Origin of the sequence: Streptomyces sp. NPDC058812, from assembly GCF_042744565.1 — a bacterium.
Taxonomy (GTDB): Bacteria; Actinomycetota; Actinomycetes; order Streptomycetales; family Streptomycetaceae; genus Streptomyces; species Streptomyces thinghirensis.
On the sequence record NZ_JBHYOB010000036.1, the window covers coordinates 1 to 22,212 of the forward strand.

20 protein-coding genes and 1 riboswitch are annotated in these 22,212 nt (G+C 70.6%); of the genes, 14 read left to right on the forward strand and 6 right to left on the reverse strand.

The window, feature by feature from the left end; translation table 11 throughout:
* The first annotated feature begins 1,254 nt into the window (after positions 1-1,254).
* Both ACFW48_RS37355 and ACFW48_RS37360 read left to right on the forward strand, forming a co-directional pair.
* Positions 1,255-1,617: a MarR family winged helix-turn-helix transcriptional regulator gene (locus ACFW48_RS37355; RefSeq protein WP_386322924.1), complete on the forward strand. Its 363-nt coding sequence runs from the start codon at positions 1,255-1,257 to the stop codon at positions 1,615-1,617.
* A 312-nt stretch (positions 1,618-1,929) separates the two neighbouring features.
* Positions 1,930-2,355 (forward strand): hypothetical protein, encoded by a 426-nt coding sequence (locus ACFW48_RS37360; RefSeq protein ID WP_386322926.1) that lies wholly within the window; start codon positions 1,930-1,932, stop codon positions 2,353-2,355.
* Positions 2,356-2,586: 231 nt separating this feature from the next.
* Here ACFW48_RS37360 and ACFW48_RS37365 read toward each other — a convergent pair whose 3' ends face one another.
* The 4 genes from ACFW48_RS37365 to gcvT form a co-directional block, all read right to left on the reverse strand.
* Positions 2,587-3,954 (reverse strand): L-serine ammonia-lyase, encoded by a 1,368-nt coding sequence (locus tag ACFW48_RS37365; RefSeq protein WP_386322928.1) that lies wholly within the window; start codon positions 3,952-3,954, stop codon positions 2,587-2,589.
* A 98-nt stretch (positions 3,955-4,052) separates the two neighbouring features.
* Positions 4,053-5,318: a serine hydroxymethyltransferase gene (glyA, locus tag ACFW48_RS37370; RefSeq protein WP_386322930.1), complete on the reverse strand. Its 1,266-nt coding sequence runs from the start codon at positions 5,316-5,318 to the stop codon at positions 4,053-4,055.
* Positions 5,319-5,332: 14 nt separating this feature from the next.
* Positions 5,333-5,710, reverse strand: a complete 378-nt coding sequence (gcvH, locus tag ACFW48_RS37375; RefSeq protein WP_386322932.1) for a glycine cleavage system protein GcvH — start codon at positions 5,708-5,710, stop codon at positions 5,333-5,335.
* 136 nt (positions 5,711-5,846) lie between these two features.
* Positions 5,847-6,980 (reverse strand): glycine cleavage system aminomethyltransferase GcvT, encoded by a 1,134-nt coding sequence (gcvT, locus tag ACFW48_RS37380; protein ID WP_386322934.1) that lies wholly within the window; start codon positions 6,978-6,980, stop codon positions 5,847-5,849.
* 157 nt (positions 6,981-7,137) lie between these two features.
* Positions 7,138-7,232, reverse strand: a riboswitch (glycine riboswitch).
* A gap of 179 nt (positions 7,233-7,411) precedes the next feature.
* On the opposite strand from gcvT, the gene ACFW48_RS37385 reads away from it, so the two are divergent.
* The 9 genes from ACFW48_RS37385 to ACFW48_RS37425 all read left to right on the forward strand — a co-directional run bounded on the left by ACFW48_RS37385 (position 7,412) and on the right by ACFW48_RS37425 (position 17,486).
* The gene (locus ACFW48_RS37385) at positions 7,412-8,080 is read left to right on the forward strand and encodes an AAA family ATPase (protein WP_386322935.1); all 669 of its coding nucleotides are present in this window, start codon (positions 7,412-7,414) and stop codon (positions 8,078-8,080) included.
* A gap of 75 nt (positions 8,081-8,155) precedes the next feature.
* Positions 8,156-8,959: an enhanced serine sensitivity protein SseB gene (locus ACFW48_RS37390; protein ID WP_386322937.1), complete on the forward strand. Its 804-nt coding sequence runs from the start codon at positions 8,156-8,158 to the stop codon at positions 8,957-8,959.
* 213 nt (positions 8,960-9,172) lie between these two features.
* On the forward strand, positions 9,173-9,970 hold the full coding sequence (locus ACFW48_RS37395) for an enhanced serine sensitivity protein SseB C-terminal domain-containing protein (RefSeq protein WP_386322939.1): 798 nt from the start codon (positions 9,173-9,175) through the stop codon (positions 9,968-9,970).
* A 315-nt stretch (positions 9,971-10,285) separates the two neighbouring features.
* Entirely contained in the window at positions 10,286-11,293 is a 1,008-nt protein-coding gene (locus ACFW48_RS37400) for an ABC transporter permease (RefSeq protein WP_386322941.1), read from the forward strand.
* Positions 11,294-11,363: 70 nt separating this feature from the next.
* Positions 11,364-13,163, forward strand: a complete 1,800-nt coding sequence (locus ACFW48_RS37405; RefSeq protein ID WP_386322943.1) for an ABC transporter substrate-binding protein — start codon at positions 11,364-11,366, stop codon at positions 13,161-13,163.
* 139 nt (positions 13,164-13,302) lie between these two features.
* Positions 13,303-14,301: an ABC transporter permease gene (locus tag ACFW48_RS37410; RefSeq protein WP_055421847.1), complete on the forward strand. Its 999-nt coding sequence runs from the start codon at positions 13,303-13,305 to the stop codon at positions 14,299-14,301.
* Positions 14,298-15,395 carry an ABC transporter ATP-binding protein gene (locus ACFW48_RS37415; RefSeq protein WP_386322945.1) on the forward strand — a complete coding sequence of 366 codons (1,098 nt, stop codon included), beginning with the start codon at positions 14,298-14,300 and terminating at the stop codon, positions 15,393-15,395. The genes ACFW48_RS37410 and ACFW48_RS37415 overlap by 4 nt, the downstream gene beginning before the upstream one ends.
* Positions 15,396-15,418: 23 nt before the next feature.
* Entirely contained in the window at positions 15,419-16,756 is a 1,338-nt protein-coding gene (locus ACFW48_RS37420; RefSeq protein WP_386322977.1) for an ABC transporter ATP-binding protein, read from the forward strand.
* Positions 16,757-16,826: 70 nt separating this feature from the next.
* On the forward strand, positions 16,827-17,486 hold the full coding sequence (locus tag ACFW48_RS37425; protein WP_386322947.1) for a trimeric intracellular cation channel family protein: 660 nt from the start codon (positions 16,827-16,829) through the stop codon (positions 17,484-17,486).
* A 108-nt stretch (positions 17,487-17,594) separates the two neighbouring features.
* Here the strand turns inward: ACFW48_RS37425 and ACFW48_RS37430 are convergent, their stop codons facing one another.
* Positions 17,595-18,800 (reverse strand): erythromycin esterase family protein, encoded by a 1,206-nt coding sequence (locus ACFW48_RS37430; RefSeq protein WP_386322949.1) that lies wholly within the window; start codon positions 18,798-18,800, stop codon positions 17,595-17,597.
* A 58-nt stretch (positions 18,801-18,858) separates the two neighbouring features.
* Here ACFW48_RS37430 and ACFW48_RS37435 point away from each other — a divergent pair, with 58 nt between their 5' ends.
* The 3 genes from ACFW48_RS37435 to ACFW48_RS37445 are packed head-to-tail and all read left to right on the forward strand — an operon-like array spanning position 18,859 to position 21,551.
* Positions 18,859-19,602 (forward strand): TioE family transcriptional regulator, encoded by a 744-nt coding sequence (locus tag ACFW48_RS37435; protein WP_386322951.1) that lies wholly within the window; start codon positions 18,859-18,861, stop codon positions 19,600-19,602.
* A 25-nt stretch (positions 19,603-19,627) separates the two neighbouring features.
* Positions 19,628-20,488, forward strand: a complete 861-nt coding sequence (locus ACFW48_RS37440) for a thioesterase family protein (protein WP_386322952.1) — start codon at positions 19,628-19,630, stop codon at positions 20,486-20,488.
* A gap of 28 nt (positions 20,489-20,516) precedes the next feature.
* Positions 20,517-21,551: a helix-turn-helix transcriptional regulator gene (locus ACFW48_RS37445; RefSeq protein ID WP_386322954.1), complete on the forward strand. Its 1,035-nt coding sequence runs from the start codon at positions 20,517-20,519 to the stop codon at positions 21,549-21,551.
* Positions 21,552-21,558: 7 nt separating this feature from the next.
* Here ACFW48_RS37445 and ACFW48_RS37450 read toward each other — a convergent pair whose 3' ends face one another.
* Positions 21,559-22,194 carry a TetR family transcriptional regulator gene (locus ACFW48_RS37450; RefSeq protein WP_386322956.1) on the reverse strand — a complete coding sequence of 212 codons (636 nt, stop codon included), beginning with the start codon at positions 22,192-22,194 and terminating at the stop codon, positions 21,559-21,561.
* Between the last annotated feature and the right edge of the window lie 18 nt (positions 22,195-22,212).

Below are 22,212 nucleotides of genomic sequence, written 5' to 3' on the forward strand. Positions count from 1 at the left end.
AACGATCCGACGACCGAGGAGCCGTCCGAGTCGCCGACGCAGTCGCCGTCGAACAGCCCGTCCACCGAACCACCGCCGACCGGCGGTGAGTCCACCGAGCCGGAGAACCCGGACTTCCCCGGCGGGGACTGGCAACCGTAGCCCGCCAGGAGTCGCGTTTCAGCTCGAACCACACCACGAGTCTGCCGCAGGGTTCGGGACACCTGGCCGGGCTCGCTGAGAGGCGGCTTGAAGAGACGTTGCAGAACCTAAGCCGTATCCGAGGGAGTCTCCGCGAGGACGCGCATCGGCGTCGGGTGAGTCGGCCGAGTTGTGCGAGGCACGCAGATCCGGCTGCTGGAGGAGGAGAACGAGGTGCTGAAGGTGGCTGCGGCGTATCTGCCGCAGGCGCTCGCCCAGACCGCATCAGGCCCTCTAGCTGCCTGCAGCCGGCCCACCGCACGAACCGTCCGCTGCCGGTGGGCAACTACGGCCTGCTCGACCAACAGGCGGCGCTGCGCTGGACACAGCGCAACCGTCGACCGCGGGAAATGCAGGCCGGTGCGAAGGACTTCGTCGCCGGTGTCCTGAGCGGTCCGCCGCCCGTGTCTGGGGTCCCCGAACTGCCCCTCCCGCCGATCGAAGCCGTACGCACCGGCCGGACCGCCAACGTCCCCCTCCTCATCGGCCACATCCGTGACGTGGTGCGCGCGTGGGCACTGCCGTTCGCGCAGGCGACGAAGAAGCAGTACGAGCGAGCGGTACGGATCGAGTTCGGGGACGAGGCCGACACCGGACTCGCGCACTATCCGTTCGACGCCTATGGCGACTCACACACCGGGTCTTACGCCTTCGGTGCGCTGTGGGGACTGCCAGTACCAGAACCTCACGGCCCGCCCACCGGCCGGCCCTCGACCGGCTTCGACGCGGGTGCCTCGCGCATGCCAGCGAGATGGCGTACCTGTTCTCCTCGGCGGTCCCGGAACTGCTGTCTCCCGGGCAGAGGCAGCTGTCCGGGGAGATGGTGCGCCACTGGGGCTCGTTCGTGAAACACGGGAACCCCGCTGCTCCGGGACTCGCCGCCTGGCGGTGAGAGCCGGGCCCTGAAGACCGGAGTGTACGAGGCGTGCCGCCAGTGCGGCTTCTGGAACGCCATCGACTACGACTGGCTGCCCGTCGAAGAGTCGTCAAGACACCGTTCATGGCGCGTCCGCCGCCATCGGGGCAGCCCTCTACGGCCTGGCCACCAGGGCCGCGAGACGCCTGCCCCGGGACATGAGCCTGACGTCCGCCGCCACCCTGACCACCCTGGACCGGACCGGCCCGCGGCGCATCACCGATCTGGCCGCGGTCGAGGGCGTCACCCAGCCCGCGATGACGACCCTGGTCCGGGTTATGGAGGAGTCCGGCCTGGTCGAGCGACGGGGGGACTCGTCCGACAAGTGGGTCACACTGGTGTGCCTGACCGAGGCCGGCGCCTCCTACGTTCGCACCCGGCACCAGGCGGGCGTCCACGCCTTCGAGCGGTTGATCGGCGGGCTCACCGGCGACGAGGTCGAGGCGCTGGTGGCGGCCCTTCCGGCGCTGAAGCATCTGGCGGAACTCGAAAGCCGGGACCGCGAACGGCCGAAGCGGTGACCAGACAGCCGGTCGACGGGGCCGCGGTGACGGCGTTCCCGGGGGCGCGTTCCGACGCGCGGCCGCTGGTCCCCGCCCTGTTGTTCATCGCTCTGGTCGTGGCGGCCGTCGCCAGCCTCGGGGCGCCGCTCATCACCAGCGTGGCGACCTCGTTCCACGTCTTGCTCGGCAGCGCGCAGTGGACGCTGACCGTCGCGCTGCTCAGCGGCGCCGCCGCCACGCCGGTCCTGGGCCGGCTCGGAGCCGGCCCAGGACCGGCGGTCCACGATCCTCGCCACGCTGGCGGTCGTCGTCGCCGGCAGCGCGCTCACCGTGCTGCCGCTGCCGTTCGCGTGGCTGCTGGCCGGCCGGGCGGCCCAGGGTGTCGGGCTCGGGCTGACCGGCGCTGATGATGGGCGTGGCCCGGGACCACTTCCCGAGGAGCGCGGCGCGGCCGTGATCGCCCTGGTCTCGGTGGTCTCGATCATCGGGGCCGGCGTCGGCTACCCGCTGGCCGCGCTGCTCGCCGGGCTCGGCGGGGTACGGGCCGCCTACGGCCTCGGCCTGGTCGTCACCGCCGCCGCTCTGCTGACCGCGTGGCGCTCCATGCCCGAAGCTCCCGAAGGCCGCTTTGCCCACGTGGACGTGGCAGGCGCGGTCGTCCTGGCCGCCGCGCTGTTCCTGGTGCTGTTCCTCGCCGGCCAGTCGGCACCGCGCGGGACCGCCCGACATGGACGCCCTCGGTCTCGTAATGCGTAGGTCTCGCGACCTGGTTCGCAATGACTGCAATCACCCCTGAGGCGTCGTCAAGGGTGTTGTGCCGGTCCGGACACCGGGCCCAGGTTCAGCCTCGAACAGTGCTGTGCCCCAGGGACTTTTCAGGGACTTTCACGCCTGTCTCAGGGCGTTTCCAGGGAATTTCCACCGCGTAAGCAGCGAAGGCCCTGACAGCGCTGAAAGAGAGAAACACGCTGGTCAGGGCCTACTTGCTCAGCACTCGATGATGTTGACCGCCAGCCCGCCCCGCGCCGTCTCCTTGTACTTCACCGACATGTCCGCGCCGGTGTCCTTCATGGTCTTGATGACCTTGTCGAGGGACACCTTGTGGGACCCGTCGCCCCGCATCGCCATCCGCGCCGCCGTGACCGCCTTGACCGCGGCCATGCCGTTGCGCTCGATGCACGGGATCTGGACGAGGCCGCCGACCGGGTCGCAGGTCAGGCCGAGATTGTGCTCCATGCCGATCTCGGCGGCGTTCTCCACCTGCTCCGGGGAGCCGCCCAGCACCTCGGCGAGCGCGCCGGCCGCCATGGAGCAGGCCGAGCCGACCTCGCCCTGGCAGCCGACCTCGGCGCCGGAGATGGAGGCGTTCTCCTTGAAGAGCATGCCGATCGCTCCCGCGGCCAGGAGGAAGCGGACCACGCCCTCCTCGTCGGCGCCGGGCACGAAGTTCATGTAGTAGTGCAGGACCGCCGGGATGATGCCCGCCGCGCCGTTCGTCGGGGCGGTGACGACCCGGCCGCCGGCCGCGTTCTCCTCGTTCACGGCCATGGCGTAGAGGGTGATCCACTCCATGGACAGGGCCAGCGGGTCGCCCTCCGAGCGCAGCTTGCGCGCGGTGTTGGCGGCGCGGCGGCGGACCTTCAGGCCGCCCGGCAGGATGCCCTCGCGGGACATGCCGCGGTCCACGCACGCCCGCATCACGCGCCAGATCTCCAGCAGGCCCTCGCGGATCTCGTCCTCGTCGCGCCAGGACCGCTCGTTCTCCAGCATCAGCGCGGAGATGGACAGGCCCGTCTCCCGGGACAGGCGCAGCAGCTCGTCGCCGGTGCGGAAGGGGTACTTCAGCACCGTGTCGTCGAGCACGATGCGGTCCGCGCCCACCGCGTCCTCGTCGACGACGAAGCCGCCGCCGACCGAGTAGTACGTCTTGGAGAGCACTTCCGTGCCGGCCGCGTCGTAGGCCCACAGGGTCATGCCGTTGGCGTGGTAGGGGAGGGCCTTGCGGCGGTGCAGGACCATGTCGTCGTCGTAGGCGAAGGCGATCTCGTGCTCGCCGAGGAGGCGGATGCGGCCCGAGGACTTGATCGTCTCGACGCGTTCGTCCGCCGTCTCCACGTCCACCGTGCGCGGCGAGTCGCCCTCCAGGCCGAGCAGCACCGCCTTGGGCGTGCCGTGGCCGTGGCCGGTGGCGCCGAGTGAGCCGTACAGCTCGGCGCGGACCGAGGCGACGGAGCCGAGCAGCTCCTCGTTGCGCAGGCGGGCGGCGAACATGCGGGCCGCGCGCATCGGGCCGACCGTGTGCGAGCTCGACGGGCCGATGCCGATCGAGAACAGGTCGAAGACCGAGATGGCCACGGGGACTCCTCAGAACGGGGGTGGTGCAGAGGTGGTGCTTCGGGGCGGGGCGCCGGGCTCGCTTGTGGCGGGTACGGCGCCCCGAACACGCGCGGTGTCTACTTGTTGTTCAGACCCGGGTACAGCGGGTGCTTGTCGGCCAGGGTCTTCACCCGGGCCTTGAGGGCCTCCGCGTCGTAGGACGGCTTCAGCGCCTCGGCGATCACGTCCGCGACCTCGGCGAAGTCCTCGGCCGTGAAGCCGCGGGTCGCCAGGGCCGGCGTACCGATGCGCAGACCGGAGGTCACCATCGGCGGACGCGGGTCGTTCGGGACGGCGTTGCGGTTGACCGTGATGCCGACCTCGTGGAGACGGTCCTCGGCCTGCTGTCCGTCCAGCTCGGAGTCGCGCAGGTCGACCAGGACCAGGTGGACGTCCGTGCCGCCGGTCAGGACCGACACGCCCGCCGCCTTCGCGTCGTCCCGCACCAGGCGCTCGGCCAGGATGCGGGCACCCTCCAGCGTACGGCCCTGGCGCTCCTTGAAGTCCTCGCTCGCGGCGACCTTGAAGGCGACGGCCTTGGCGGCCACCACGTGCTCCAGCGGTCCACCCTGCTGACCGGGGAAGACGGCGGAGTTGATCTTCTTCGCCAGCTCGGCAGTGGAGAGGATCACACCGCCGCGCGGGCCGCCCAGCGTCTTGTGGGTGGTGGTGGTCACGACGTGGGCGTGCGGCACCGGGTTCGGGTGCAGGCCTGCCGCGACCAGACCGGCGAAGTGCGCCATGTCGACCATGAGGTACGCGCCGACCTCGTCCGCGACCTTGCGGAACGCGGCGAAGTCCAGCTGACGCGGGTAGGCCGACCAGCCGGCCACGATCAGCTTCGGCTGGGTCTCCTTGGCGAGGCGCTCCACCTCGGCCATGTCGACCTGGCCGTCGTCGCCCACGTGGTACGGGACGACGTTGTAGAGCTTGCCGGAGAAGTTGATCTTCATGCCGTGGGTCAGGTGCCCGCCGTGGGCGAGGTTCAGACCCATGATCGTGTCGCCGGGCTTGAGCAGCGCGAACATCGCCGCCGCGTTGGCCTGGGCGCCCGAGTGCGGCTGCACGTTGGCGTGCTCGGCGCCGAAGAGCGCCTTGACCCGGTCGATGGCGATCTGCTCGACCACGTCGACGTGCTCGCAGCCGCCGTAGTAGCGGCGGCCGGGGTAGCCCTCGGCGTACTTGTTCGTGAGGACCGAGCCCTGGGCCTCCATGACCGCGACGGGCGCGAAGTTCTCGGAGGCGATCATTTCCAGGGTGGACTGCTGGCGGTCCAGCTCGGCGTCGACGGCGGCGGCGACGTCGGGGTCGAGCTCGTGCAGGGGTGTGTTCAGAAGCGACATGCGGTCGTGACTCCTCAGCCGGCGGTGAAGGCGGTGTACTCGTCGGCGGAGAGCAGGTCGGCCGGCTCGTCCGTGACGCGCACCTTGAACAGCCAGCCGCCCTCGAAGGGCGCGGAGTTCACCAGCGACGGGTCGTTGACGACGTCCTCGTTGACCTCGGTGATCTCGCCGGAGACGGGGGAGTACAGGTCGGAGACCGACTTGGTGGACTCCAGTTCGCCGCAGGTCTCGCCCGCGGACACCGAGGCACCGACCTCGGGGAGCTGGACGAAGACGACGTCACCGAGCGCGTTGGCCGCGTGCTCCGTGATGCCGACCGTCGAGGCGCCGTCCTCGGCGCCCGACAGCCACTCGTGCTCCTTGCTGTAGCGCAGCTGCTGGGGGTTGCTCATGGCCTGGATTCTCCTGTACGCGAGGGAGTGCTGGTGAAGGGGGCTGCTGGTACGGGGAACTGCTGACACCGCTGGTGAGCAGCGAGGACGCGCGCGGGACGACAGGGTCCCGCCGCCCGGTGTCAGTGTGCAGTGTCTACTTCCGGCGCTTGTAGAACGGCAGCGCCACGACCTCGTACGGCTCGTGGCTGCCCCGGATGTCCACGCCGACACCCGCGGTGCCCGGCGCGGCGTGCGCGGGGTCGACGTACGCCATGGCGATCGGCTTGCCCAGCGTCGGGGACGGCGCCCCGGAGGTGACCTCGCCGACGACCTCGCCGCCGGCGACGACCTGGTACCCGGCGCGCGGGACCCGGCGGCCCTCGGCGACCAGGCCGACCAGGACGCGCGGCGGGTTCTGCTCGGCCCGGGAGGCGGCCTCGGTCAGCGCGGCGCGCCCGACGAAGTCGCCCTCCTTCTCGAACTTCACCACCCGGCCGAGTCCGGCGTCGAAGGGCGTCAGCGCGGTCGTCAGCTCGTGCCCGTACAGCGGCATGCCCGCCTCCAGGCGGAGCGTGTCCCGGCAGGACAGCCCGCACGGGGCCAGCCCGGTGCCCTCGCCCGCCTCGGTCAGCGCCTGCCACAGCTCCACGGCGTGCTCCGGCTTCACGAACAGCTCGAAGCCGTCCTCGCCGGTGTAGCCGGTGCGCGCGATGAGCGCCGGGACGCCGGCCACGGTGCCGGGCAGGCCGGCGTAGTACTTCAGGCCGTCCAGGTCGGCGTCGGTGAGCGACGCGAGGATGCCCGGGGACTCCGGGCCCTGCACGGCGAGCAGCGCGTAGGCGTCGCGGTCGTCGCGTACCTCGGCTTCGAAGCCGGCGGCTCGCTCGGTCAGCGCGTCCAGCACCACCTGGGCGTTGGAGGCGTTGGCGACGACCATGTAGTGGGAAGAGGCGGCCTCGCTCTCACCGAGCCGGTAGACGATCAGGTCGTCCAGGATGCCGCCGTCCTCCCGGCAGATCATGGTGTAGCGGGCGCGCCCCGGCTTCACGCTGCCGATGTTGCCGACCAGCGCGAAGTTCAGCAGCTCGGCGGCCTGCGGACCGGTGACCGTGATCTCACCCATGTGCGAGAGGTCGAAGAGCCCGGCCCGGGTGCGCACCGCGACGTGCTCGTCGCGCTCGGAGCCGTAGCGCAGGGGCATGTCCCAGCCGGCGAAGTCGGTCATCGTCGCGCCCAGCGCGCGATGCGTGGCATCGAGCGCGGTACGGCGGAGTTCTGTACTGCTCATCGGTCGGTCGTCTCCCAGGACAGGACGTGGCGAGGTCGATCCTCCCCATCTGTCATCGAAACCTGAGAGGTTCGCCACGACCACCGGAGTACGGCGACCAGGACTTGCACCTTGGGTGGGGCAGCCCGTCGAGGGGCGGCCCGCTTTTCAGATGTGCCTCGCCCGCGCGGTAACGGGGCCTGAGAGATTCAAGGGAGGGACTTGCTCCTTCGGCGCCCCGGCGATGGCCGGGGACTCTCCCGCGCGGATTCAAACGGCCGGTATGCAGTTGGCGCCGCCATCATTGCACGCCCGGCCGATCCATGGCAGACCGTGATCTGTAACCGGCCTGTGGCAGTAAGCGCACGAAAACGCGAGACCTGCGCATTACCTTCTCTTTACACTCGACGGGGATGGGAACTCGTGAACCGCCCCAGGGGAGGACGATCACGGTGAACAGGACCACGGCGTACGCCACGACCTCGGGACTCGCGCTGCCCAAGCAGCCGGTCGCCCCGGCACCGGAGGCGTGCGCCGAACTGCCCGCGCCCGTCGTCCGCGACCTGCGGGACCGGGAGGGCCACAGCCCGCACGCCCTGCTCTTCGGACCCCGGGACCTGGTGGTGATCACCGGCCTGCCCGGCAGCGGCAAGTCCACGCTGATGGAGCGCACCGTGCGCGGACTGCGCATCGACTCCCAGGACACCCGCGACCGCTGGGACCGCCGCATGCCGCGCTTCCTGCCGTACGGGCTCTACCGCCCCTTCGTCCGCCTCGCCCACTACGCCGGACTGCGCAGGGCGCTGCGCTCCGGCGAGGGCGTCGTCGTGCACGACTGCGGCACCCAGGCCTGGGTGCGCGGCTGGCTGGCCCGCGAGGCCCGCCGCCGTGACGGCACCCTGCACCTGCTGCTGCTCGACGTCGATGCCGGAGAGGCCCTGGCCGGCCAGCGCGAGCGCGGCCGGGGCGTGTCGCGGTACGCGTTCCTGCGCCACCGCACGGCCAACACCCGCCTGCTGCGCGCGGTGACCGAGGGCACCCTGCCCGCCGGCTGCACCTCGGCGATCCTCCTGGACCGGGCGGCGGCGGACACACTGCGCCGGATCGCCTTCACGGGGTGACGCAACGTAGGGCCGCAGGGCCGAACGGGTTAGCCTTTTCAGCCACAGCAGCGGTACCAGGCAGGCGGTAGGCAGATGGACATCCCAGGGGGCCTCCCGGCGGACTTCTCCGCGGGATTCCCGGCGCAGGCGCACCCCCACCCGCACGGCGGGTGGCCCGGCAACGAACTGGAGGAGGTGCTGTCCGCCTCCCTCGGCGTGCCGGGCGCCGGTGGCCGGATCGTGGAGGTGCTCGGCCGCAGCTTCGTGTGGATACCGCTGCCGAACGGCGGCGGCCCGAACAGCGGCCCCCTCGACCTGCCCTCGCTGGAGATCGAGGGCCAGGCCTTCGTGCCGGTGTTCAGCTCGGAGGAGCAGCTCCGCCAGGTCGCCGGCGCGCAGATGGCGTACACCATCGCCCCCGCCGCGGAGTTCGCCCGCGGCCTGCCCCCGCAGATCGGCATCGCCGTGAACCCGGACGGCGTGGTCGGCATCCCGCTGCCGCCACCGGCCGTGGCCGAGCTGTGCCGGGCCGGCCGCACCCCGCTGGACGGACCCGCGTCCGGCGGCCGGGTCCGCCTCTTCGAACCGGACTGGCAGGACGACCCGGTGGACTTCCTGGCCGCCGCCTCCGCCGAGTTCGCCGCCGTCGGCGTCGTGCGCACCGCCCGCCGCTGCCTGGCCGCCGTCGAGACCGCCGACCCCGTCATGTTCGTCGGTGTGGAACTCACCCACTGGGAGGACGACGCCCGCACCCTCCCTCTGGACGCCCTCGGCCGGGCCCTGACCAAGGCCCCCTTGAAAACCCAGGTCAACCTGGTCCTCCTGGAGGCGGCCCAGGACCCGGTCTGCGACTGGATGAGGGCAAACGTCCGCCCGTTCTACGACCGCGACTTGTAGAGAGCAATCTGCGGGACTCCTGGACGCCGGTCAGGGAAGCCAACCCAGGGGCGCGGGGCTGTATCGATGTGCGGCTCCGCCGCGTGGGCGCGACCAGCCGCGACCAACCCGCACCCGCCAACGGACACCGCACCCCGAGCTCATAGGCGCCCCCCACCCGGCGGAGCCTTAAGCTGGTTCCATAACCGGGAACTTCTCGAAGGGGCGATACACGTGAGCGCCAGCGGCACCGCGACCGGACAGGTCGAGCACATGCTGCGCCAGGTGACGCCCGGGCGCTACGACGCCTACGAGGCCCTGCTGCGCGCCCTCGCCACCCCCACCTCCGGCCAGGTCTGGATGCTGCTCTGGCACGGCCAGGCCGGCTCCCCGGACGCCCAGTACGGGAACATGGAGGTCGACGGCTACGGCTACGCGCCCTGCGTCACCTCCGCCCAGGAGCTGTCGGCCAGCGGCTGGAACCGGTCGTACGAGGTGGTCGACGGCCTGGAGGCGGCCCGCGCCCTCTACCCGGACCACTACGGCCTCTGGCTCAACCCGCACGCCCCCGGCGGCGGCGTCGGCATCCCCTGGCTGGATCTGCGCCGCATCGCCTCCGGCCTGGACCGTCAGCCGGCGGGGCCCCTGCGCCTGTCCGAACCGGCCATCGAGGTCCCCCAGTTCTACGCCCTGCTCGCGCAGAACGCCCACCGCACCCCGGCGGTCCGGGCGCTTCGCCGCGCCTGGGTGCAGCCGGCGCTGGGCGCGCCCTATCTCGCCATCGGCCTCGACGTGTACGACACCTCCCCGCCGGCCGTCGACGCGGTGCGCGGGATGATGCAGCAGTCCGTCGGCGCGGTGCCGGACGGGCTGCCGGTGTCGACGGTGGCGATGACCGACACCCACGACCCGGTCGCCATGTGGCTGCGCGCCCACGCCCGCCCCTTCTACGACCGCGAGGCCCACGGGGCCGCCCCCGCCCAGGCACCCGCGGGCGGGTACGGATACCCTCCGGCCGGGGGCCGGTACTGACCTTCGCAGGGCCCGTCCCGCCGCCGGTGGGCGGACATCTTCGCGCGTAGACGAGGGCATAAGGCGCCCCTCTGTCCTCGATGTCCCAACTCGTCCGCGTCCGGCCCCCGTTACCCAGTGTCCGGATAACGGAACACCTCAAACAGCATCACGGTTGCGCATCCATTCCCCTTCAAGTCTGGCTACAGATCGCCAAAGCGTTGAAGACTCCGGCAACAAGGGGTGGCTGTCCGCCCCTGCGTACGACGGACTGATCACGCCGCTACAGCGGCAAGTGCGGGCCGGCTACCGCCGGTTGAGAGGGGTCCCTGCCAGATGACGGCACCATTGCACGAGCCGACCGCGGAAGCGGCCCCGAGTGCGGCCGAGGAAGCGGCGGTTGCCGGCGCCGACGCCAAGGCGGTACAGGGGCGTTCCCTGGGCCGGATCGCCTGGGAGCGACTGAAACGGGACAAGCTGGCCCTGACGGGCGGCATCGTGGTGCTCGTTCTCATCGTGATCGCGGTGCTCGCGCCCGCGATCACCTCCCTCTACGGGCAAGATCCCAACTCGTTCAACGAGGACAGGATCGACCCACTGTTCGGCACCCCCGTGGGGTCCCTCGGCGGCATCAGCGGCGAGCACTGGCTCGGTGTCGAACCGGTCAACGGCCGCGACGTCTTCGCCCGCATCGTCCACGGCGCACGGATCTCGCTGCTCGTGGGCTTCCTGTCCGCGCTCGTCGCCGTGGTCATCGGCACCGTCCTGGGTGTCCTGGCCGGCTTCTTCGGCGGCTGGGTCGACGCCCTCATCAGCCGGGTCATGGACGGCCTGCTGGCCTTCCCGCAGCTGCTGTTCATCATCGCGCTGGTCTCCGTCATGCCCGACAACATGCTGGGACTGAGCGGCACGGGCGTGCGTCTGCTCATGATGATCCTGGTCATCGGCTTCTTCGGCTGGCCCTACATCGGTCGCGTGGTCCGCGGCCAGACACTCTCGATGCGTGAACGGGAGTACGTCGAGGCGGCCCGGTCTTTGGGAGCCGGACGGTTCTACATCCTGTTCAAGGAACTGCTGCCCAACCTGGTGGCGCCGATCATCGTCTACACCACGATGATGATCCCCACCAACATCCTGACCGAGGCGGCACTCAGCTTCCTGGGCGTGGGCGTCAAGCCGCCCACCTCCTCCTGGGGGCAGATGCTCTCGAGCGCGATCGACTACTACCAGTCCGATCCCATGTACATGGTGATCCCGGGTGTGGCGATCTTCATCACCGTTCTTGCCTTCAACCTCTTCGGTGACGGCGTACGCGACGCGCTGGACCCGAAGGGCTCCCGCTGACCTGCCGTACCGGCAAGCGACCCGTGGCTCCCGCACGGGGTCTCTCATCTAATCCGGAGGATCCGAGATCGTGACTACCCAACGCACCTCAGGGCGGCGCAAGCAGGCTTTGGCCGCTGCCGCAGTGGTCGCCGCGCTGCTGACCACGGCGGCGTGCGGCGGCGGCGGCGACGACAGCGGCGGCGGCGGTTCGAAGAACGGCGCGGCCAAGTTCGACGCGGCCAACAACAAGGTCCTTCAGGCCTCCGAGGCCAAGAAGGGCGGGACGCTGAAGTTCGCCAGCACGCAGGACGCCGACTCGTGGGACACCACGCGTGGCTACTACGGCTTCATGTGGAACTTCTCCCGCTACTACAGCCGCCAGCTCGTCACGAACAAGACGGAGCCGGGCGCCGCCGGCGCGCAGGTCACCCCCGACCTCGCCACCGGGCTCGCCAAGGTCTCGGACGACGGCAAGACCTACACGTACACCCTGCGTGACGGCGTCACCTGGGAGGACGGCAAGCCGATCACCTCCAAGGACGTCAAGTACGGCATCGAGCGCGTCTGGGCGCAGGACGTGCTGTCCGGCGGCCCGACGTACCTCAAGGAGGTGCTCGACCCGAAGGACGAGTACCCGGGTCCGTACAAGGACAAGTCCAAGGACAAGCTGGGCCTGAAGGCGATCGAGACGCCGGACGACAAGACCATCGTCTTCAAGCTCCCGCAGGCCAACTCGGACTTCGAGGAGATGCTGGCGCTGACCTCGGCGTCCCCGGTCCGCCAGGACAAGGACACCAAGGCCAAGTACACGCTGCGGCCGTTCTCCTCGGGTCCGTACAAGTTCGAGTCCTACAACCCGGGCAAGGACCTCACCCTGGTCCGCAACACCGAGTGGAAGCAGGAGTCGGACCCGGTCCGCAAGGCGTACCCGGACAAGATCACGATCAAGTTCTTCTCCAACGCCAATGAGCTGGACGCCCGTCTGATCTCCGGCGACTACGACCTGGACCTGGCCCAGACCGGCCTGTCCCCGCAGGGCCGCACCACCGCCCTGAAGGAGCACAAGGGCAACCTGGACAACCCGGTCTCGGGTTACATCCGGTACGCCTCGTTCCCGCAGAACGTGAAGCCGTTCGACAACATCCACTGCCGCAAGGCCGTCCTCTACGGGGCCGACCACGTCTCGCTGCAGACCGCGCGCGGCGGCCCGGTCGCCGGCGGCGACATCGGCACCAACATGCTGCCGCCGTCCGTCCCGGGCTCCGAGGGCCAGAAGTACGACCCGTACGAGATGGCCGGTGCGAACAAGAAGGGCAACGTCGAGAAGGCCAAGGAAGAGCTGAAGGCCTGCGGCAAGCCGAACGGCTTCAAGACCACCATCGCCGTCCGCAACAACAAGCCGGTCGAGGTGGCCACCGCCGAGTCGCTCCAGGCGTCGCTGAAGAAGGTCGGCATCGACGTCGAGATCGACCAGTACGACGGTGCGCAGTACGCCAGCACGGTCGGCAGCCCCTCGAACGTGAAGAAGAAGGGCTACGGCATCATCATCATGGGCTGGGGCCCGGACTTCCCGTCCGTCCAGGGCTACGGTCTGCCGCTGTGGCACAGCGACTACATCCTCGACAGCGCGAACAACAACTTCGCGATGATCGACGACAAGAAGATCGACGGTCTGTTCGCGGACTACCTGACCCAGCTGGACGACGCGGGCAAGGCCAAGATCGCCACGGAGATCAACCACAAGGTGATGGAGGGCGCGTACTACCTGCCCTTCGTCTTCGAGAAGTTCATCAACTGGCGCTCCAACCGACTGGCGAACGTGTACACCACCGACGGCTACAGCGGTATGTACGACTTCGTCAACCTCGGTCTGAAGTCCACGAAGTAACCGGTACACCCGCCGTACGGCACGAAAGGCAGGTGAAGGCCGGCGCGGCGTGACCGTGGGCCGCCGGAAGTCCCCCACCGCCCACAAGGCGTGGGAGGCACCCCTCCGGCGGCCCGTGGTCCGCAGCGGGCCGCAACCCGTGCTCGCTTATCTCATCAGGCGGCTGTTCGCCGCCGCAGTGATGCTGGTGGTCATCATTCTGGTGGTCTTCGGCATCTTCTTCCTCGTCCCCAAGTGGGCCGGCGTCGACGTCGCCCTGAGCTTCGTGGGCAAGCAGGCGGACCCCGCCGCCGTGGAGGGTGTGCGACAGAAGCTGGGTCTGAGCGACCCGGTCTTCGTCCAGGCCTGGGAGTTCTTCAAGGGCATCTTCGCGGGCCGCACCTACGCGGCCGGTGGCGACGTCACCAACTGCTCCGCGCCGTGCTTCGGTTACTCCTTCCGTACCGAGCAGGCCGTCTGGCCGGTACTGACCGAGCGTTTCCCGGTGACCCTGGCTCTCGCGCTCGGTGCGGCCGTCCTGTGGCTGATCTTCGGCCTCGCCGCCGGTGTCCTGTCCGCGCTCAAGCGGGGCACCCTGTGGGACCGCGGCGCGATGGTCGTCGCGCTCTCGGGTGTGTCCCTGCCCATCTACTTCACCGGTCTGCTCAGCCTGGCGATCTTCTCCCACGGTCTGGGCTGGATCAACGCCGAGTTCGTGCCCCTGGAGGACAGCCTCTCCGGTTGGCTCGGCGGCATGATCCTTCCGTGGGTCACCCTGGCCTTCCTGTACGCCGCGATGTACGCCCGGATCACCCGGGCCACCATGATGGAGATCCTCGGCGAGGACTACATCCGCACCGCGCGTGCCAAGGGCCTCAAGGAGCAGGTCGTCATCCGCAAGCACGCCATGCGGTCGACCCTGACTCCGCTGCTCACCATGCTCGGCATGGACCTCGGCGCCCTCATGGGCGGCGCGATCCTGACCGAGACCACGTTCAGCCTCCCCGGCCTCGGCCAGAAGGTTCTGGACGCGATCCAGAACCAGGACCTGCCCTTTATCCTGGGCGTCGTCCTGATCACTTCTCTCGCGGTGCTGATCGCCAACCTCGTGGTGGACATCCTGTACGCCGTGATCGACCCCCGAGTGAGGCTCGCATGACCGACCTCAGCAAGAGCGGAGCAGCCGTGGGCGAGCCCACCGGTACTTCGCCCACACCGAAGGCCTTCCTGGAAGTACGCGACCTGAAGGTGCACTTCCCGACCGACGACGGACTGGTCAAGTCCGTCGACGGGCTCAGCTTCCAGCTGGAGAAGGGCAAGACCCTCGGCATCGTGGGCGAGTCCGGCTCCGGCAAGTCGGTGACCTCGCTCGGCATCATGGGCCTGCACACCGCCGGCCAGTACGGCAGGCGCAAGGCGCAGATCACGGGCGAGATCTGGCTGGACGGCACCGAGCTGCTGTCCGCCGACCCGGACCACGTGCGCAAGCTGCGCGGCCGCGAGATGGCGATGATCTTCCAGGACCCGCTGTCCGCGCTGCATCCGTACTACACGATCGGCCAGCAGATCGTGGAGGCGTACCGCATCCACCACGACGTGGACAAGAAGACCGCCAAGCGCCGTGCCGTGGAGATGCTCGACCGCGTCGGCATCCCCCAGCCGGACAAGCGGGTGGACAGTTACCCGCACGAGTTCTCCGGCGGTATGCGCCAGCGCGCGATGATCGCGATGTCGCTGGTCAACAACCCCGAGCTGCTCATCGCGGACGAGCCGACGACCGCCCTGGACGTGACCGTCCAGGCGCAGATCCTCGACCTGATCCGCGACCTGCAGACGGAGTTCGGCTCCGCGGTCATCATCATCACCCACGACCTGGGCGTCGTCGCCGAGCTGGCCGACGACCTCCTGGTGATGTACGGCGGCCGATGCGTCGAGCGGGGCCCGGCGGAGAAGGTGTTCTACGAGCCCCGGCACCCCTACACCTGGGGCCTGCTCGGCTCGATGCCGAGGCTCGACCGCGACCAGCAGGAACGCCTCATCCCGGTCAAGGGCTCCCCGCCCTCTCTCATCAACCTGCCGTCCGGCTGCGCCTTCAACCCGCGCTGCCCGTACGCCGACGTGCCCAAGGACGACGTCACCCGCACGGTCCGCCCCGAGCTGACCGAGGTCGGCAGCAAGCACTGGGCCGCCTGCCACATGTCGCAGGAGCAGCGGGAGCGTATCTGGACCGAAGAGATTGCGCCGAAGCTGTGAGCGAGAACGCCAAGGACGAAGCAGTGGCCATCCCTGCGCAGAGCGACGGCACACAGAGCGAGGCCGCCGGCACCGCCACCCTCACCAAGGACGCCGCCCCCGGCGAGACCCTGCTGAAGGTGACCGGGCTGCAGAAGCACTTCCCGATCAAGAAGGGCCTGCTGCAGCGCCAGGTCGGCGCGGTGCGCGCCGTCGACGGCATCGACTTCGAGGTGAAGTCCGGTGAGACCCTCGGTGTCGTGGGCGAGTCGGGCTGCGGCAAGTCGACCATGGGCCGACTGATCACCCGCCTCCTCGAGCCGACCGCCGGCAAGGTCGAGTTCCAGGGCAAGGACATCACCCACCTCGGGGTCGGCGGCATGCGTCCGCTGCGCCGCGACGTGCAGATGATCTTCCAGGACCCGTACTCCTCGCTGAACCCGCGCCACACCATCGGCACGATCATCAGCGCCCCCTTCAAGCTCCAGGGCGTCGAGCCCGAGGGCGGGGTCAAGAAGGAGGTGCAGCGGCTGCTGTCGGTGGTCGGTCTCAACCCCGAGCACTACAACCGCTACCCGCACGAGTTCTCCGGCGGTCAGCGCCAGCGCATCGGCATCGCCCGCGCGCTCGCGCTGAACCCGAGGCTGGTCGTGGCCGACGAGCCGGTCTCCGCGCTCGACGTGTCGATCCAGGCCCAGGTCGTCAATCTGCTCGACGACCTCCAGACCGAGCTGGGCCTGACGTACGTGATCATCGCGCACGACCTGTCCGTCGTCCGGCACGTCTCGGACCGGATCGCGGTGATGTACCTCGGCAAGATCATGGAGCTGGCCGACCGCGACCTGCTCTACAAGACGCCGATGCACCCCTACACCAAGGCGCTGATGTCGGCGGTCCCGATCCCGGACCCGGCACGCAAGTCGACCAAGAGCGAGCGCATCCTGCTCAAGGGCGACGTGCCCTCGCCGATCTCGCCGCCGAGCGGGTGCCGCTTCCACACCCGGTGCTGGAAGGCGACGCAGATCTGCACCACGACCGAGCCGCCGCTGAAGGAACTGCGCCCCGGCCAGCAGGTCGCCTGCCACCACCCGGAGAACTTCGAGGACCAGGCTCCGCAGGACGTCGTCCTGCTCTCCGACGCCAAGGAGGCGGCGGAGCTGGTGTCCGGGAAGGCGCTGGCGGAGTCGGCGCAGACCTCGGCGGCGGTGGCCGCGGAGGTCGAGGCGACGGACGCCGTGGCCCCGGAGGCCGAGTCCGGCGCCGAGCCCGGCGAGGGCACCGGTGCCGCCGAGAATTCTGGTCCGGCCGAGAGTTCTGGTCCGGCCGAGGGCTCTGGTCCGGCCGGTGGCTCCGACGAGGAGCCTCCCGCCAAGGAGAAGTGACTTCGGCCCGCCGGTGAGCCCCCGCCTTCGTTTGTAAGGCGGGGGCTCACCGGCAGGTGAGAATGTCGGGGTGTACGAGCAACTCTTCAGCCCCACCGTCCAGCACACGCTCGACCTGGTCGGCATCTTCGTCTTCGCCATCTCCGGCGCGCTGCTGGCCGTACGCAAGAACTTCGACGTGTTCGGCATCGCCGTCCTCGCCGAGGTCACCGCGCTGGGCGGCGGGTTGTTCCGGGACCTGGTCATCGGCGCCGTACCGCCCGCGGCCTTCACGGACCTGGGGTACTTCATCACCCCGCTCTTCGCCACGCTGCTGGTCTTCTTCCTCCACCCCCACGTGGAGCGCCTCCAGACCGGCGTGAACATCTTCGACGCGGCCGGCCTCGGCCTGTTCTGCGTCGCCGGCACGACCAAGGCGTACGACTACGGGCTCGGCCTGACCGCCTCCGCCTGCCTGGGCCTGACCACCGCGGTGGGCGGCGGCGTACTGCGGGACGTGCTGGCCAACGAGGTGCCCTCGCTGCTGCGCTGGGACCGCGACCTGTACGCCGTCCCCGCCATCGTCGGCGCCACCATGGTCGCCGTGTGTATCCGCTACGACGCCCTGACCTCGTTCACCACCGCGCTCGCGGTGGTCACGGCCTTCGTCCTGCGCCTGCTCGCCCTGCGGTTCCACTGGCGGGCACCGCGCGCCTGGAACCGGCGGTCGACGGTGTCGGAGGGGGAGTGAGACCGGTGCCGGCTAGGGGGTGTCGTCTGGGTCAGGTCGGCTCCAAGGTGACGGCGCCTGGCGACGGAGCCGAGCCCCGCGATCCCGGCGAGATCCAAACGTCACCCCCTAGCTCCGCGATACGTCCTTGACGAATACCAGCCCGTCGATCGTGGCCAGGTGGGCCGGGTCGAGCGAGGCATAGCCGAACCAGGGGGACACGCGGGGCGCGGGCAGCGGGTCGCCGAGGGCCGTGGCCAGCCGGGAGGGGTCGACGACGTACCGGTCCTCCGGGAGTCCGTACAGGAGCCCTTCGACGGTGTCCGGCGGCGGGGTGTCCACTCCTCGGTGCCGGATCGTGCCGAGGGCCGTGGCCACGAAGGCGTACTCCTCGCCGAGCCGGGCGCTCACCAGCGCGCCGGCGCTCCACCACTCCATCGGCCCCTGCCACATCCGCATCGTGCTCTTCTCCCGCTGGAGATGGGCGTTCTGGGCGTGGACGAGTGCCGGACCCCGAGCGGCGAGTGCGAGGAGGTTGCGGGCCATGATCCGGTCCCGCACCCCCAGCAGCCGGGACATGCGGGCCGGTGAGGTGTCCGCCATCCAGTAGTGGTAGCTCAGCAGGCCGGTCGCGGTGCGTCCGTACAGGCGTGCCCGCTCCCAGTCGTCCCGCGAGGTCGCCGCGAGCAGGTGCGGCGCGTGCTCGTCGAGCAGTGACACCAGGTCCTCGGCGAGCGTCCGCAGCTCCCCGGCCTCGGCCGACCGTCCCGCGGACCGGGCCGGGTCCGTCATCGCGGCGGGCTCGGTCCACCGGTCGTCGGTGCCGAGCAGGCGGTCGAGCGCCTCCGCGGTGCAGGGGAGCAGGGTCGCGTCCACCCGGGCCGAGAGGTAACCGTGGAGTGCGGTGAGTGCCTGCCGGGGGCTCGCGGCGTGGGTGATCTCCAGCGGGCCGTCGAAACCGGCGAAGCGGAGCCGCTCGGCGGCGGGCCGGCCGTCGTTGTGGGCGCGCATCCAGCGCACGAGTTCGCGGTTGGCCGCGGACGCGCCGAACCCGTGGCTGAATCCTTGCTCCATGACCTCGTCGAGGGTGCCCGTGCCCGAGGTGACGTAGTCGTCCACGACCAGGCCCATCAGGCAGTCGCTCTCGATCGTGATCGTCCGGTAGCCCTCCTGCTCGACGAGCTGCCGGAAGAGTTCGTTGCGCACTTCGAGCAGGGCGTCCTCGCCATGGGTGGGCTCGCCCAGGGCGAGCAGCCGGGGCCGGGCGGTGAGCAGCCTCATGACGCCGGCGGCCTCGACGGGGCGGGCGGTGTCCTTGATGTCAGCATTGGCCATGCCTTCAACCGTATCGTTGAACTTTCGGTTGAGACTTTGCGGCGATACGGTCCGTACCATGGCCCATAAGCTTCAAAGCGGCGGCAAGCTCAGGCCGATCGACCTGGCACGCGGGCACGGTCTGTCCACCCAGGCCGTCAGGAACTACGAGGAGGCCGGCATCCTCCCGGCCGCCGGTCGCACGGCTCACGGATACCGCACCTACACCCCGCTGCACGCGCGGGCGCTGGGCGCGTTCCTCGCCCTGGTGTCCGGCCACGGCCACCAGCCGGCGGCGTCGATCATGCGGGCCGTGAACCGGGGTGCCGTGGACGAGGCGTACCGGCTCATCGACGAGAGCCACGCACAACTGCTCGACGACCGGCGCACACTCCGGGCCGTGGAGGGCGCGTTGCGTGACCTGGCGCCCGAGTCCACCGGGGGTGCGCCGGGGTCGACGGGTGGGTTCATCGGGACGCTCGCGGCGGAACTGGGTATCCGGCCCGCGACCCTGCGCAAGTGGGAGCGCGCCGGCCTGGTGCGCCCACGCCGCGACCCGGTGACCGGATACCGCCGCTACGACGAGGCCGACGTCCGGGACGCCCGCCTCGCCCACCAGCTCAGGCGGGGCGGCTATCCGCTGGAGCGGATCGCGTCCGTGATCGCCCAGGTGCGCTCGGCCGGGGGACTGGAGCCACTGGAGGCCGCCCTGCGCGAGTGGCACGACCGCGTGTCCGCCCGTGGCCGGGCCATGGTGACCGGGGCGGCGGAGCTGGAGACGTATCTGCGAGCAAGGGAGCGAGAAGAGAAAGCTACCGCTTAGTATTCTCCTGTTGTACCGTGCCGTCATGCCAGAAGCAGCCTCCGCAGCGGCCGTACGGGCCACCATCGGCGACAGTGAGTTCGACCGGGACACCGCCGTCACCCCGCGCGCGCCCGGCGTCTACGACATCGACCTCTCCGCCGGCTGGACGATCATCAACGCCGTCAACGGCGGCTATCTGCTGGCCGTCCTGGGCCGTGCCCTCGGGGACGCCCTCCCGCACCCCGACCCCTTCACCGTCTCGGCCCACTACCTCACCGCCTCCCGGCCGGGCCCGGCGGTCGTGCGCACGGAGGCCGTCCGCACGGGGCGCACCCTCTCCACCGGCCAGGCCTCCCTCTTCCAGCACGACGACCAGGGCAACGAGGTCGAGCGCATTCGCGTCCTCGCCTCCTACGGCGACCTCGACACGCTGCCCGACGACGTCCGCACCTCGGCGACGCCGCCCGCGATCCCGCCGATGGACCAGTGCTTCGGCCCACAGGACGGCCCCGCCCCGGTGGAAGGCAGCTCGGCCATCGCCGACCGGCTGATGCTCAAGCTGGACCCCGCGACGCTCGGCTGGGCGCTCGGGCAGCCCTCCGGCCGGGGCGAGATGCGGGCCTGGTTCGGGCTCGCCGACGGCCGCGACGCCGACCCCCTGTCGATGCTCCTCGCGGTGGACGCGCTGCCCCCGACCGCCTTCGAGCTGGGGCTCAAGGGCTGGGTGCCGACGGTCGAGCTGACCGTGCACGTGCGGTGCCGCCCGGCGCCGGGCCCGCTGCGCGTCTCCATCACCACCCGCAACCTCGCCGGCGGCTTCCTGGAGGAGGACGCCGAGGTCTGGGACAGCGCCGACCGACTGGTGGCCCAGTCCCGCCAGCTCGCCCGGGCCCGGCTCGGCTGACCCACGGCCCCCGGTGCACGCTGGTCCCGTGAAGTCCGACCGCCTGCTGTCGATCCTGCTGCTCCTGCAGACCCGCGGCCGCGTGCCCGCACGCGAACTCGCCGAGCGTCTCGAGGTGTCCGTCCGCACCGTCTACCGGGACGTCGAGGCCCTGTCGGCCTCCGGCGTCCCCGTCTACGCCGAACGCGGGCGGCACGGCGGCATCGAGCTGCTCGCCGGATTCCGTACCGACGTCACCGGCCTGACCGCCGACGAGTCACGCGCCCTCTTCGTACTGGCCGCGCGGGGCGCCCACGCCGCCCTCGGCCTGGACGCCGCCCTCGGCTCGGCGCTGCGCAAGGTGATGGCCGCACTCCCGGAACCGCACCGGCCGGCCGCCGAGACCGTCTCCCGCCGCGTCCTCGTCGACGCCACCCGCTGGAAGGGCGGGCCGGGGTCGGCCGTCGACCTGGACGCGCTGCGGGACGCGGTCTTCGCCGACCGCCGCCTGCGCCTGCGCTACCGGCACAGCGGCGAGCGGGAGACCCGGACGTACACCGTCGACCCGTACGGCCTCGTCGCCAAGGCCGGTGTCTGGTACCTCGTCGCCGACCGGCGCGGCAGGCCCCGCCTCTTCCGCGCCGACCGGACGCGCGCGGCGACCGTCCTGGACGACCCCGTACGACGCCGGCCGGGCGTCGAACTCGCCGACGCCTGGGAGGTGCTGCGCCGCGAGGTCGAGGAGCGCCCCGGCGGGCTGGACGTCACCGTCCGGGTCCGCCCCGACCGCCTGGACATGTTCCTGCGCCTCAACGCCGCGTACCTGACCGCCCCGCCCGAGGACGTCTCCGCGGGCGAGGCGGGCGAGGCGGGTAAGGCGGACGAGGCGGGCGACGCGGGCGGGCCGGCCGGCGCGGACGCGTGGCCGACCGTGCGGCTGACGTACGGCGCCCTGGTCGAAGTCCGGCAACTGCTCGCGTTCTCCGACCGGGTGGAGGTGGTCGCCCCACCCGAGGCACGCGAGGAGCTGGCCCGGGCCGCGGCGGCCGTCGCGGAACTGTACCGGCCGCCCGCCGACGGCTGACTCCCTGTCAGTCCAGCCAATGCCGACGGCCGATGCTGATCAGCCGCATCTGCCGGGTCGCGGTGTCGGCGGCGCGCCTGCGCACCTCCTCCTGAGCCTCCAGCGCCTCCAGCGCTTCCAGGAAGAGGGAGCCCGTGACGAGCATCTGGTCGACGTACAGACCCGCGAGCATCAACAGGTCGGCGTCGCTCCAGCCGGCCGACACGGGGTCCTTGGCCAGCTCGGCCTTCACCTCCTGGGCGAACCGGGCCAGTTGCTCCCGTATGGCGTCCCGCACCGGCTGGACCCCGCCGTGCCGTTCGCGGGCGATGAACCGGACGTGGGCGGGGTGCGCGGCCACATGGCCGGCGATCAACTCGACCGCGCGGGCGATGCGTTCGTCGCTGTCCTCGGCCGGCGACACCGTGGTCCGGATCATCGGATGCAGGCTGCCCAGCGCTTCCTCGACCAGCGCCACGCCGAGGTCGGCGACGGAGGGGAAGTGCCGGTAGAAGGCGGTCGGGGCGACGCCCACGGCGCGAGTGACCTCGCGCAGGCCCAGGCTGCTCAGGCTCTGCTCCTCCAGCAGTCCGAGGGCCGCGTCCATAAGCGCCTGCCGGGTCTTCTGCTTCTGGGCCTGCCGAACCCCGGGAGTGTGACTCATGCCATGCAGTTAACAACT

What these genes read in the sequence shown, in the direction of transcription:
- gcvT (WP_386322934.1), bottom strand. Translation starts at nt 6,980, where the DNA reads ATGAGCAGTACAGAACTCCGCCGTACCGCGCTCGATGCCACGCATCGC.
- ACFW48_RS37390 (WP_386322937.1), top strand. Translation starts at nt 8,156, where the DNA reads ATGGACATCCCAGGGGGCCTCCCGGCGGACTTCTCCGCGGGATTCCCG.
- glyA (WP_386322930.1), bottom strand. Translation starts at nt 5,318, where the DNA reads ATGTCGCTTCTGAACACACCCCTGCACGAGCTCGACCCCGACGTCGCC.
- ACFW48_RS37435 (WP_386322951.1), top strand. Translation starts at nt 18,859, where the DNA reads ATGGCCCATAAGCTTCAAAGCGGCGGCAAGCTCAGGCCGATCGACCTG.
- ACFW48_RS37355 (WP_386322924.1), top strand. Translation starts at nt 1,255, where the DNA reads ATGAGCCTGACGTCCGCCGCCACCCTGACCACCCTGGACCGGACCGGC.
- ACFW48_RS37430 (WP_386322949.1), bottom strand. Translation starts at nt 18,800, where the DNA reads ATGGCCAATGCTGACATCAAGGACACCGCCCGCCCCGTCGAGGCCGCC.
- ACFW48_RS37400 (WP_386322941.1), top strand. Translation starts at nt 10,286, where the DNA reads ATGACGGCACCATTGCACGAGCCGACCGCGGAAGCGGCCCCGAGTGCG.
- ACFW48_RS37415 (WP_386322945.1), top strand. Translation starts at nt 14,298, where the DNA reads ATGACCGACCTCAGCAAGAGCGGAGCAGCCGTGGGCGAGCCCACCGGT.
- ACFW48_RS37450 (WP_386322956.1), bottom strand. Translation starts at nt 22,194, where the DNA reads ATGAGTCACACTCCCGGGGTTCGGCAGGCCCAGAAGCAGAAGACCCGG.
- gcvH (WP_386322932.1), bottom strand. Translation starts at nt 5,710, where the DNA reads ATGAGCAACCCCCAGCAGCTGCGCTACAGCAAGGAGCACGAGTGGCTG.
- ACFW48_RS37440 (WP_386322952.1), top strand. Translation starts at nt 19,628, where the DNA reads ATGCCAGAAGCAGCCTCCGCAGCGGCCGTACGGGCCACCATCGGCGAC.